The organism is Floccifex sp. (assembly GCF_051873495.1).
Lineage (GTDB): Bacteria > Bacillota_I > Bacilli_A > Erysipelotrichales > Erysipelotrichaceae > Floccifex.
Window position 1 is genome coordinate 1 of the sequence record NZ_JBJEEX010000042.1, and the last position, 12,104, is coordinate 12,104.

Below are 12,104 nucleotides of genomic sequence, written 5' to 3' on the forward strand. Positions count from 1 at the left end.
ACCCCAAAATTCGTCCCTAAAAAATTTGCCCCCAAAAGATTTTGGTTACCCAATTCCTATAAAGTCTAGTGTCAAGCTAGACTTTTTTGTTATAATAGATAAAGTCAAAGGAGGACTAAAAAATGGATGCTTATCAAAATTTAATTACTCGTCGTAGTATAAAAAAATATAATGATACTAAAGTGAGTGATGAACTTTTAGAAAAAATAGTATATGCAGGACAATGTGCTCCTACAGGAATGAATCGCCAGGAAACTGGTTTTGTTGTGATTCAAGATGAAGAAACAATTCAAAAATTATCAAAATTAAATGCCGCGGTTATGAATTCAACGGCTGATCCATTTTATGGAGCGCAAGCTGTGATAGTAGTTTTAGTAGATACGAAAGTAGGTTCTACTTATGAATACGATGGAGCCTTGGCAATGGGAAATTTAATGAATGCTGCTCATGCTTTAGGTGTAAGTTCATGTTGGATTCATCGCGCCAGAGAAGTATTTGATTCTATGGAAGGAAGAGAAATGCTTCGCCAATGGGGATTTGATGACACATATGTTGGAATAGGAAACTGTATTTTAGGCTACAGTGATGTTGAAGTTGAAATGAAACCACGTACTTCAAAGGTGGTATGGGTTAAATGAGAATAGGACAAGCCGTTGATATTCATCCTTTAAAAGAAGGAAGAGACTTAATTCTTGGTGGGGTTAAAATTGATCATTTTCAAGGATTAGATGGACACTCGGATGCCGATGTTTTGGTTCATGCCATTGCGGAGAGCATATTAGGGGCTTTGGCACTAGGGGATTTAGGAAAACATTTTCCGGATACCGATCCGAAATACAAAGGAATTTCAAGTATCTTATTGTTAGAACATGTTTATGAATTAATGAATGAAAAGGGATATGTGATTGGAAATGTGGATGCGACTATTTTAGCAGAAAAACCTAAAATGGCTCCTTACATTTCGCAAATGCGCGAAAATATTGCTCATTCTCTTCATTGTGATATTTCTAAAGTTTCTATCAAAGCAACTAGAGGAGAAAAACTTGGTTTTGTTGGACAGGAACAAGGAATGGTTTCAATGTGTGTTTGTTTATTGGAGGAAAAATAATGCGTGCTGTGATTCAATTAGTTAAAAATGCGAGTTGTACAATTGATGGAGAACTTGTTTCTTCAATTGAAAAGGGGTATTGTATTTTAGTTGGCTTCAATGAACAAGATTCAAAAGAAATTGTGGATAAAATGATTGCGAAAATTGTGAAGTTACGTATTTTTATGGACGAAAATGAAAAAATGAATTTATCTATTCAAGATGTAGGTGGATCTGTTTTATCAATTTCACAATTTACGTTATATGCCAATTGTAAAAAAGGAAATCGTCCTAGTTTTATTGAAGCAGCTAAGCCATCAATTTCAAGTCCTTTATATGATTATTTCAATGAAGCTTTATCAAAGTTTGTACCTGTTCAAACAGGAGTCTTTGGAGCGGATATGAAAATTGATTTATGTAATGATGGTCCAATTACCATTGTTTTAGATAGTGAAAATTTATAGGAGTAGATATGGATAAGGAATATGGTTTAAATGATATTGTTGAAATGAAAAAAGAACATCCGTGTCATAAATCAACACAATGGAAGATTATTCGTATGGGAGCCGATATACGAATTAAATGTTTAGGATGTGGAGCGAGTGTATTAATGCCTCGTGTTAAATTCGAAAAGAAATTAAAAAAAGTTATAGCTAAAGGAGAAGAATAATGTCACTAACTGCTGGAATAGTAGGATTACCAAATGTAGGAAAATCAACTTTATTTAATGCGATTACAAAATCACAAGTGGAAGCTGCAAACTATCCATTTGCGACAATTCAACCTAATGTGGGGGTTGTAGAAGTACCTGATCGTAGAGTCGATCGTTTAAAAGAAATCTTCAATCCTAAAAAAACAATCTATACAACATTTGAATTTACGGATATCGCTGGTTTAGTAAAAGGAGCGAGTAAAGGAGAAGGATTGGGAAATCAATTCTTGTCCAATATTCGTTTAACAGATGCGATTTGTCATGTGGTTCGTTGTTTTGATGATGCCAATATTACACACGTCGAAGATTCAATTGATCCAATTCGTGATATTGAAATCATTAACTTAGAATTGATTTTTGCAGACCTTCAAACAATTGAAAACCGTCGTAGTAAAATCGAAAGAAAAGCGAAAACTAATAAAGATAAAGATTCATTGGCTGAACTTGCACTATTGGATCGTATTCAACCATGGTTAGAAGATGAAAAACCAGTTCGTTCATTAGAAATGAATGAAGATGAATTAGCTTTAGTAAAAAGCTACAATTTATTAACAGCTAAACCCGTTATTTATGTTGCGAATCTAGATGAAGAAGGGGTTATGGACCCAGATGCTGTGGAATATTATAACCGTGTGAAAGAATTCGCTCAAAAAGACAACAGCCAAGTCATTCCTCTTTGTGCCAAAATGGAAGAAGAATTATCTGGTTTAGATAAAGAAGAAAAAGATGCATTCTTAGAAGAATTAGGTGTTCCTTATTCAGGATTGGATTTATTAATTAAGAGTGCTTATTCTGTATTGGATTTATGTACATTCTTAACAGCTGGAGAAGATGAATGCCGTGCTTGGACATTCAAAAAAGGAATGAAAGCTCCTGACTGTGCTGGAGTCATTCATACGGATTTCAAACGTGGATTCATTCGTGCTGAAGTTTATCGTTTTGAAGACATTGATGAATTGGGTTCAGAACAAGCGATTAAAGAAGCGGGTCGCTTGCGCTTAGAAGGAAAAGATTACGTTGCCCAAGACGGGGATGTAATGCACTTTAGATTTAATGTTTAATATTCGTTCGATGCTCATTCGCTTACTTGCCCTACTTCTAGCTTTTACTTTACATGAATTTGCGCATGCCTTAGCTTCTTATTGTTTAGGAGACAGAAGTCAGTCTTGCCATAATCGTTTGACAATAAATCCTTTGGCTCACATTGATTGGATGGGGTTATTGTGTTTATTTGCCTTTGGTTTTGGATGGGGAAAACCAGTAAGTGTAGATCCAAGATATTATAAAGATCCGAAAAGTGGAATGATGTGGACGGCTTTTGCCGGTCCAGTAATGAATTTTATTTTATCGTTTGTCTGTGTATTTTTATATTATGTGATATTAGCGTTCCTTCCGGGATTTGCGTATGCCTCTCTAGGATCATTTATTATTGATTTACTTGCCCAAACGGCATATTTATCAATGGGATTAGGAATCTTTAACTGTATTCCTATTCCACCTTTAGATGGATCAAAAGTATTTTTCTACTTTTTAGACGATGAAAAATATTTTAAAGTGATTCAAGGAAGTCCAATGATTTCACTTGTGTTCGTTTTTGTGTTGATGAGTGGAATTATTTCAGCTCCAATTATGAATTTAGAAAATACTATGATAGGTGTATTTTCTAAGATTTCGTTTGCGATATTAGGTTTATAGATATGATGGATATAGAAAACTACACAAAAGTATTATCAAGTAATTCACCAACACCTGGAGGAGGAGGCACAAGTGCTTTGGTCGGTGCTTTAGCTGCTTCTTTGGGTTCTATGGTTGGGAATTTAACGGTAAATAAGAAAAAATATGTTGATGTACAAGAAGAAATTCTTGTTTGTCTAGAAAAATCAGAACAACTTCGTATTCGTTTATTAAAAGATATTCAAAAAGATGCCCAAGCTTTTGAGCCTTTATCAAAGGCTTATGGCATTGATAAGACCAATTCTAATCGGGAACAAATATTGGAACAGTGTTTAAAACAAGCTGCCAATGCTCCTTTTGAGATTGTCAAAGATGTATGCGAAGTAATTGATGTATTAGAAGTATATGGAACCATTGGTTCTAAACTTGCGATTTCGGATGCCGCAACAGGTGCAGCACTTGCTCATGGTGCTTTAAAAGGGGCATATATAAATGTATTAGTGAATACAAGATTAATGAAAGATAAAGACTATGCTTTGAATTTAGAGAAACAAGTCAATGAACTAGTTGATGAATATTCTCAAAAAGCACTGTTAATTTATAATTCGGTTTTAGAAAGGATTTAACTATGATTTTATATGGAAATGAAGTTGCCAAGGCCATTGAAGAAAGAAGTCTTGCCCTTATTCAAGATAAAACACCAGTGTTGGCAATTGTTCGCGTAGGAGAAAATCCAAGTGATTTATCTTATGAAAGAGGTCTTACAAAACGCTGTGAAAAAATGGGTGTAACCATTAAGAATGTAGTATTTCCATTGGATGTGGATGTAGATACTTTTTATGCATCTATTGATGAATTAAATCAAGATAAAACCGTTCATGGAATATTGATGTTTCGACCTTTACCTAAAAATTTAGACAACGAACGAGCACGTAATGCGATTGCTCCTGAAAAAGATGTCGATGGATGTACAGATGGCTCATTAGCAGGGGTATTCACAAATACCAATAAAGGATTTGCACCTTGTACAGCTCAAGCCGTTATGGAGTGTTTAGATTACTATAATATAGATGTCACTTCTAAAAATGTTACTATTGTTGGTCGTAGCTTAGTTGTAGGTAAACCACTTGCGATGATGATGACATCAAAGAATGCCACTGTTACTTTATGTCATACCAAAACCAAAAATTTAAAAGAAGCTTGTCAAAGAGCAGACATAGTTGTGGTAGCAACAGGACAAATGGAATCTATGGGTGCTTCTTATTTTAGACAAGGACAAACGGTTATTGATGTAGGAATCAATTTCAATGAAACAAAACAAAAGTTATGTGGAGATGTTTTATTTGAAGAAGTTGAACCGATTGTAGAAAACATAACACCTGTTCCTAAAGGAATTGGTTCTATCACAAATAGTGTACTTGTTTATCATGTATGCCAGGCTTGTAGTCAATCAAATTAGCGATACGAAAGTATCGTTTTTTTTTGTTTATGACAGTGATAGTGTCAATTAAAATGAGTTAATATAGCCATGAAACATATAGTAATTGATTTAGAAATGAATGCATCCAATTGTGATGTATGTAGAATGGAAATTATTCAAATTGGTGCTGTTGTATTAGATGACCAATATCAAATGATGGGAAGTTTTTCAACCTTAGTAAAACCACAGTGGAATGATATAATTGAACCTTTTTATGAATCTTTAACAGGAATCTCAACGGAAATGGTACAAAATGCACCAGTATTTAATGAAGCTTTGTATTCTTTTATGAACTGGATTAAAAACTTGAATGATGAAGTGGAGGTATTAGCGTGGTCAGAAAGTGATTTAAATCAAGTTTTAATGGAAGCGTCTTATAAAGAATATGAATTTGATGATTTTGAAGAATATGTCATTAGTCAATGGGTTGATTTTCAAAATGAATTTGATCATAAATTATTCATCGACCATCAATGTTCTTTAAAAGATGCCTTGGACTATGCTCATATTGAATTAGAAGGAAATTGGCATGATGCACTAGATGATGCCAAAAACACAGCACAATTATTAGCTTTGTTGAGAGATGATAAAAAGTGTTTAGAAACATTTGGAACGGTAATAGAAGTACAGAAAGTGGAAAAAGATACATTAGGGGATTTATTTGATTTTTCACAGTTTGTGTTTGATTAATTTATAATTATTTATGTAGTACATGTTTTAAACGACAAGATAGATGTCAAAAGGAGTCAATATAGAATGATAGGATTTGTTATATAATATAGATAATATACACATTCAAAAACGGAGGATATCATGAATAATAATTATGTTTTAGGATTAGACATTGGGATTGCTTCTATTGGATGGATGCTTTTTAATCAAGATAATCAAAAAATGATTGATATGGGAGTATCAATGTTTGATGAAGCACAACAGGCATCAGAAGCACGAAATCACAGATCAGCAAGAAGAAATATGCGCCATAAAAATTGGCGTAAACGCCAAATGATTCAAGCCTTTATTGATTTTGGTTTTATTAATAAAGAAGATGGATTTAATGATGATGGAAGCATTAATTCAAACTATCTTTCTTTTCGTTATAATAACGAAATTAAAGATGAAACAGTTTATCATTTGAGAAATCGTGGATTGAGTGAACAATTAACAAATCGTGAACTATTAATTGCTTTATATAATATATGTAAAACAAGGGGACACTTCTTATTGGAATCAGTAAATTTTGAAGATACAGATACGATTTCTTTTGATGTATTTAGTGAAAAATTCTATGAATTAACAGAAGAATTTGTTCAGTTTCAAGATAAAGAAGAATTTGAAAAATTGATTTTAAAACCTATTTTTGAACAAACTATTAAAGCTAACACCATTAAAAAAGAAATTAAAAACAATACATTCACAATGAGTGATGAATACGATAAAGCGTTACAAGAAATTTGTCTTTTAATTTGTAATAATAAAGCTGATTTAAATTTAATTAGTGAATCGGTTCAATTAAAAGATAATACTAAAAAAGTAAATATTATTGAATTACTAAAGAAAGATGAATTGAATGAATTCTTAGAAGGATGTATTGAACTTTATGATATTAAAAATGTAGCTGCCATTTTACATGAATATAAATATATTTGTCAAAAGGATGTAGCGCTATTAGAAGAAGTTAAAGAAATTTATCATAAGAAAGATATTAATGATCCTGATTTTGAAAAAGAAAAAAAGGTAATGCAGTCGCGAATGATTTCGGTAAATGCCAAGCATCCGGATCGTATTAGAGCGGTAAAGAATATTGAAAATAAATTTCCTAATGGTCTATATGTGAAAGAAGCTCGTGCTATTTTAAAGAAACAACAAGAATATAATCCTCAAATCACTAATGAATTTATTGATATTTGTTTGGATATTATCAAATCACGTATTCCTTATTATGTTGGTCCATTAGGAAAAGAAGCTCGAAATGGATGGGTCACTAAAACAGGAAACTTTAAATATAGTTACAACTACAGTAAAGGTTGTGTAGATGAAAGTAAAACAATAGAAGAGTGGAAGAAACGAATGATTTCTCATTGTACTTATCTTCCAGAAGAATTTGCTTTACCAAAAGGATCATTTATTGCAGAAACATTTGGTCTTGTGAATGAGTTGAATATTTTAAAGTGTAAAGACGAAAATGGTGATGATTACTTTTTAACGGCCAATGACAAATTTAAATTATTCGATGAATTATTCCTACAAACAAAAGGGAAAGTTAGTTACAAGGATATTGCTGAATGTTTAAATTTAAAATCAGTTGGAACTGTTAATAAAGGAACCGTACAAAAATTCAAATTAGAATATACACTTTATTTTTCAATTGTTAATATATTGCCGGAATTAAAGTTAAATTCTATAACAGAAATATTCTCAGACAGCAAAAAAATAGATGAGTTGGAAAGAATTATTCTTGATATCAATTTATTTGATGAAGAAGATTCAAAAAAAGATCATTTCATTAAACTAGGATATTCGAAAGAAGTTTCTAATAAATTATCTAAATTGAAATCAAAGAGTTTCTTTGCGTTCTCTAAAAAATTCCTTTTAGATACACCAATTGATCAATGTGGACTGTCTATTTTAGAAAAGTTATTTGAAGATAATCCTAAAGATACAAAACAAGTTAATGAACAAATGACCATTATTACCAATGCGGTGGATATGCAAGGAAATCCAATAGATTTTACAGCTAATAAATATGAACAAAAATTCAAAAATGGAGAATGTCTTGGAATTGATTTATTATTAGATGATGGGAAACCTGTAATTCCAGTATCTAGAGGTGTTATTCGTTCTTTAAATGAATGTTTAAAACTATACAATGCCGTTATAAAGATGTATGGAGTTCCTAGTAGAGTTGTCGTTGAAACAGCTAGAGATTTGAAAGATAATTCTCAAACTGGTGAAGTTAAAGCAAAACATTACAATAAAATGGAAGATTGCTACAATGATATTTTAAAACAAACTAAAAATCATAGAAATTATTTAGAAGATTGGGATACAATTGCATCTTACTTAACAAAGAATAAACAAAAAATTGAATTATATATTAGACAAGATGGTCGTGACATGATTTCTGGTGAAAAAATTGATATTCATAATCTTCAGAATTATGAAATTGATCATATCTTACCAAGAGGTTTTGGTGATAATTCCATGGACAACAAGATGTTAATCAATAGAAGATATAATTCATTGAAAAACAATCGAGTTCCATTAATGTATATTGAGGATGGTGCATATGAAATTAACAGTAATGAGTTAATCACTGTTAGTGACTATGAAAAACGAGTTAATGAATTATTTAAGATGGAATTGATTTCGGAAGATAAACGAAATCGTTTATTACTAAAGAATATGGACGAAGTAGAGGGTTTTGTAAATCGTAATTTAGTAGATACACGTTACATTATTCGTGAATTTATGTCTATCTTGCGCGCATTTAATAAAGTTAATGGATACCAAACCGATGTCGTGGCTCTAAAATCTTCATTTACGGATTTATATAAAAAAGCTTTCTATATTCGTAAAAATCGTGATATCGGAGATCAACACCATGCTTTAGATGCAGCTACATTGGTATTAGCAGATCAAATACTAAGAACATATTATCCTTATTATGATAAAGGACGAGCTTCAAAAGGATATCAAAAACGAATTGATTCTATGAATAAGATTCAACAATCTAAAGATAAGATTGCAGAATATAAACAAAAAGGTAGTATGGAAATATATCAAGAAACAATTCGAAATCTAAAAGAACAAGAAAGAAATGAAACGAGAGACAATTTATCTTGGATTCGCTATATGTACTTTAAAACATTTGGACATCATATGAAAGATTCAGATTCTTTATTGAACACAATCAAAAACACAACACCACTTTATTCATTGAAAGTGAATAAAAACTATAAAGGAGCTTATTTTAATGCGACAATTTATTCGCCAAAAGAAATAAATAAGGAAAAAGATGTACTTTCTATTCTTGGAGTAAATGATGATAAAAAAGCGTTTAATAGTATAAATTGTGTGGCTGTAGATTTCTATAAATATACTGATAAAAAAGGCAGAAAGAAACATGTTGCGATTCATATTCCAAAAGTAATAATTGATGATAAAGGTAATATTAATCAAGAACAGTACAAAACATTAATAAAAAAACATTACAAAGTGCCTGAGTTATTAGATGAAAATGGTAATATTAAAACTTATTATTTCAAATTCAGAGGATTTAGAAATGATTTGATTTATGATACTAAAAACTGCGTGATACAAAAATTTAATGTTGGAAGTATTGTGAATTTAAAAATGGAATTAAAACATATTTATAATTTTGCATATAACGATATTTATGCGGATTTCATAATCATAAAAAGAAATCTTGTAGAACAATTTAATATCAAAGATTTTTCTAATAAAAATCAAAATCAAGTATTATTTGATGATGTTAATATAAATGAATTAATTGAGTATTGTATTGATAATTTAATGGTAATTGAAGACGAAAATAGGTATGAAAAAGCAATTAGAGATATTTTGAAAGGTGAAAAGGCATTGGATTTATTTATTGAAAAAATGCAGTATTTAAATTTGATTGTTAATAGACCTTGCACACCGCCTACAATTGTTGGTCAATATATGCCAGTCGCAAATAATTCGACATTTGACGATGATTCTCAATATGTAAAAATTAAATGTACACCATTGGGTATTCGCTATACATGCAATGAACAAGGAACGATAATGATTGAAGGCCCAAAATATCACGAGAATGCATTCACAACAATAAAAAAAGAACAATTTTCTTGGCGAATTTGTCCAGAAGTGATATAGTGTAGTTGTTCAAATAATAAGAGTTAATGCGGTTCGAAAGAATAAGATTAATTCGAAAACTATCAGAGGTAGCATTGTGCTACCTTATTTTTTTAATATGGGCTGGAAAACAATAATAATCGGTTCTGAGTGTAAAGTGTCATTAAGTGAAAATCGAATGAAATTAACAATCGGAAATGAATATCATACTGTTGCTTTATGTGATATAGATACAGTTATTTTTTCACATGATCGCGTTGTGATTACAATTCCTTTATTATCGAAGTTAATTGAACATAATATAAATGTCGTAATTTGTGACAGTCACAATGATCCTATTGGAGTATTCCAAGGGTTTAATGGCCATTCATTGGCATTTAAACAATTAAACAAACAAATCAATTGGAAAATAACACGAAAGAAAAAACTGTGGAAAATGATCATTGAACAAAAGATAGAAACAGAAGAGGGTGCATTGAATTATCTTCAAAAAGATAAGGCGGTACAAGAAACATTGAAAGAATATCGTAATTCTGTGTATAACGATGATCAAACGAATAGAGAAAGTGCTAGTGCAAGACTTTATTTTAGGACTTTATTTGGAAATGAATTTCATAGAGATGATTCGAATGTTATCAATTTTGCACTGAATTATGGATATAAAATAATTGCTAGTTATATTTCAAAGTGCATTGTATCTAGGGGATTAGTTACACAATTAGGAATTCATCATATTGGAGAAGGAAATGCCTTTAATTTAACCTATGATTTTATAGAACCGTTTAGGGCTATAGTTGATATATGGGTATATTTTAATATTGAAGATAAGTTTAAATCGATTCATAAAACACAGTTAATTGAATTATTACAATGTAAAATTAATGTGGATGGAAAATGGTACCGATTAAGCGATGCGATTGAAGACATAATTGATTCTTATATTGGCTTTTTAAATGAAAAAACAAATGAAATTCCGAAAATAAATCTAAAAGAAGGAATTATATTTAATGGAGACGATTAGATTTGTGCGGATTATTCTTATTTTTGATTTGCCAGTAGAGACCAAAATGCAACAGAAATCATATCGCCAATTTATCAAATTTTTAAAAAATGAAGGCTTTATCCGTATTCAATATTCTGTGTATTCCAAATTATGTATTAATAAAGATTCAGCAAAAACAGAATCAAAACGAATTTCAATGAATGCTCCTATTGAAGGAGATATTCGATATTTAATTGTATCAGAAAACCAATATCAAAATATCATCAATCTTAATAATAAACATAGTCTACAAGAATCTGTAACAACAACAGATCGAACATTAGTAATTGGAGGATTAAACGATGAAGATTAAAAGTACGGCAACTGATAATGTTTATCTTCTTCCATTAAAATATCAGACAAATATTTTAGTGACATCCGATTATAAAAAAGATTTAATTGATTGCTTGGAAAACTACTTTACAAACAAGAAAAAGAATAAAGCTATAATAAAAGATGAAGAAGATGAAGTAATCACAATTAAAGAATTTAATTTTATTTATATTCCTTTTGAAAAGGATATTGAAAGTAACTTTGTCTTTAAAGGAAAGACTTTAATGAATTCTGAAGTATCAGAAATTATAAGCGAAAATCAAGAATATTTTCAATCTATAGAAATGATACGAACAGGATTCTATGAACTTTTAACAGATAAAGGACTGTTTACTTTAAGAAAAATATTATCTCGTGGACTAGATAATACAATTGATGTTGAATTGGAAAATTTTGATATTACAAGCATACTTCAAATGTTTAGTATAGATACAGAACAATTAAGTGAATCGGAAAAATATATTATTTTATATAATTTATTACTTTATACAAATCGAAGTGAAAATAATATAGTTTACATTGATTTTCCTATTGATGATAAAACATTAAGTTGGATCAATTCAAATACGAATGAAAAGAACTATTTCTTCCTCGATAATGAATCACTAACTCTATCTAACATAGAAAATGTTCCAATTATAAAACTTTCCAATAAAGAATTTTTAGAAACAGTAAAAATTAACCAAAAAGATATTCATTGCTTGACATATATATTTCATTCATTTTTCAGTAGGAATTTAATCTATCAAACACAAAAAAATATTGAATTATATAGACTATTTGAAGATAAAAATTCAACTTTTTTAATAATTCCAGAAGACACAAAAGCTCAGAATTTGGCTTAAATTAAGCAAAAATAGTGATATAATGTTGACATAGGGTTCTTGAGGACTGCGTTAATTGTTATTATTTGAAC

General features: G+C 30.3%; 13 protein-coding genes. All 13 read left to right on the top strand.

Annotated elements, in window-relative coordinates:
• The first annotated feature begins 122 nt into the window (after positions 1-122).
• The 13 genes from ACI313_RS02605 to ACI313_RS02665 all read left to right on the top strand — a co-directional run bounded on the left by ACI313_RS02605 (position 123) and on the right by ACI313_RS02665 (position 12,033).
• Positions 123-638, top strand: coding sequence for a nitroreductase family protein (locus ACI313_RS02605; protein WP_320608825.1), 516 nt, complete (start codon positions 123-125; stop codon positions 636-638).
• The gene (gene ispF / locus ACI313_RS02610; RefSeq protein WP_320608824.1) at positions 635-1,108 is read left to right on the top strand and encodes a 2-C-methyl-D-erythritol 2,4-cyclodiphosphate synthase; all 474 of its coding nucleotides are present in this window, start codon (positions 635-637) and stop codon (positions 1,106-1,108) included. The genes ACI313_RS02605 and ispF overlap by 4 nt, the downstream gene beginning before the upstream one ends.
• Positions 1,108-1,551, top strand: coding sequence for a D-aminoacyl-tRNA deacylase (gene dtd / locus ACI313_RS02615; protein ID WP_320608823.1), 444 nt, complete (start codon positions 1,108-1,110; stop codon positions 1,549-1,551). The genes ispF and dtd overlap by 1 nt, the downstream gene beginning before the upstream one ends.
• 8 nt (positions 1,552-1,559) lie before the next feature.
• Entirely contained in the window at positions 1,560-1,757 is a 198-nt protein-coding gene (locus ACI313_RS02620) for a DUF951 domain-containing protein (RefSeq protein ID WP_320608822.1), read from the top strand.
• Positions 1,757-2,860: a redox-regulated ATPase YchF gene (ychF, locus tag ACI313_RS02625; protein ID WP_320608821.1), complete on the top strand. Its 1,104-nt coding sequence runs from the start codon at positions 1,757-1,759 to the stop codon at positions 2,858-2,860. The genes ACI313_RS02620 and ychF overlap by 1 nt, the downstream gene beginning before the upstream one ends.
• Entirely contained in the window at positions 2,853-3,494 is a 642-nt protein-coding gene (locus tag ACI313_RS02630) for a site-2 protease family protein (protein WP_439755205.1), read from the top strand. Before ychF ends, ACI313_RS02630 begins: the two co-directional genes overlap by 8 nt.
• A gap of 2 nt (positions 3,495-3,496) precedes the next feature.
• Positions 3,497-4,099 carry a cyclodeaminase/cyclohydrolase family protein gene (locus ACI313_RS02635; RefSeq protein ID WP_439755206.1) on the top strand — a complete coding sequence of 201 codons (603 nt, stop codon included), beginning with the start codon at positions 3,497-3,499 and terminating at the stop codon, positions 4,097-4,099.
• 2 nt (positions 4,100-4,101) lie between these two features.
• Entirely contained in the window at positions 4,102-4,932 is an 831-nt protein-coding gene (locus ACI313_RS02640; RefSeq protein WP_439755207.1) for a bifunctional 5,10-methylenetetrahydrofolate dehydrogenase/5,10-methenyltetrahydrofolate cyclohydrolase, read from the top strand.
• A gap of 69 nt (positions 4,933-5,001) precedes the next feature.
• Complete coding sequence (locus ACI313_RS02645) at positions 5,002-5,643, top strand: exonuclease domain-containing protein (RefSeq protein ID WP_439755208.1); 642 nt, start codon at positions 5,002-5,004, stop codon at positions 5,641-5,643.
• A gap of 123 nt (positions 5,644-5,766) precedes the next feature.
• Entirely contained in the window at positions 5,767-9,834 is a 4,068-nt protein-coding gene (gene cas9, locus ACI313_RS02650) for a type II CRISPR RNA-guided endonuclease Cas9 (protein WP_439755209.1), read from the top strand.
• 97 nt (positions 9,835-9,931) lie between these two features.
• A complete protein-coding gene (gene cas1, locus ACI313_RS02655; RefSeq protein ID WP_439755210.1) occupies positions 9,932-10,834 on the top strand; it encodes a type II CRISPR-associated endonuclease Cas1 in 903 nt (300 codons plus the stop codon).
• Complete coding sequence (gene cas2 / locus ACI313_RS02660) at positions 10,821-11,168, top strand: CRISPR-associated endonuclease Cas2 (protein ID WP_320608815.1); 348 nt, start codon at positions 10,821-10,823, stop codon at positions 11,166-11,168. The genes cas1 and cas2 overlap by 14 nt, the downstream gene beginning before the upstream one ends.
• A complete protein-coding gene (locus ACI313_RS02665) occupies positions 11,158-12,033 on the top strand; it encodes a hypothetical protein (RefSeq protein WP_439755211.1) in 876 nt (291 codons plus the stop codon). The genes cas2 and ACI313_RS02665 overlap by 11 nt, the downstream gene beginning before the upstream one ends.
• Positions 12,034-12,104: the final 71 nt, after the last annotated feature.

Coding starts and splice junctions, on each gene's coding strand:
- ACI313_RS02605 (WP_320608825.1), top strand. CDS start 123: ATGGATGCTTATCAAAATTTAATTACTCGTCGTAGTATAAAAAAATAT.
- ispF (WP_320608824.1), top strand. CDS start 635: ATGAGAATAGGACAAGCCGTTGATATTCATCCTTTAAAAGAAGGAAGA.
- dtd (WP_320608823.1), top strand. CDS start 1,108: ATGCGTGCTGTGATTCAATTAGTTAAAAATGCGAGTTGTACAATTGAT.
- ACI313_RS02620 (WP_320608822.1), top strand. CDS start 1,560: ATGGATAAGGAATATGGTTTAAATGATATTGTTGAAATGAAAAAAGAA.
- ychF (WP_320608821.1), top strand. CDS start 1,757: ATGTCACTAACTGCTGGAATAGTAGGATTACCAAATGTAGGAAAATCA.
- ACI313_RS02630 (WP_439755205.1), top strand. CDS start 2,853: ATGTTTAATATTCGTTCGATGCTCATTCGCTTACTTGCCCTACTTCTA.
- ACI313_RS02635 (WP_439755206.1), top strand. CDS start 3,497: ATGATGGATATAGAAAACTACACAAAAGTATTATCAAGTAATTCACCA.
- ACI313_RS02640 (WP_439755207.1), top strand. CDS start 4,102: ATGATTTTATATGGAAATGAAGTTGCCAAGGCCATTGAAGAAAGAAGT.
- ACI313_RS02645 (WP_439755208.1), top strand. CDS start 5,002: ATGAAACATATAGTAATTGATTTAGAAATGAATGCATCCAATTGTGAT.
- cas9 (WP_439755209.1), top strand. CDS start 5,767: ATGAATAATAATTATGTTTTAGGATTAGACATTGGGATTGCTTCTATT.
- cas1 (WP_439755210.1), top strand. CDS start 9,932: ATGGGCTGGAAAACAATAATAATCGGTTCTGAGTGTAAAGTGTCATTA.
- cas2 (WP_320608815.1), top strand. CDS start 10,821: ATGGAGACGATTAGATTTGTGCGGATTATTCTTATTTTTGATTTGCCA.
- ACI313_RS02665 (WP_439755211.1), top strand. CDS start 11,158: ATGAAGATTAAAAGTACGGCAACTGATAATGTTTATCTTCTTCCATTA.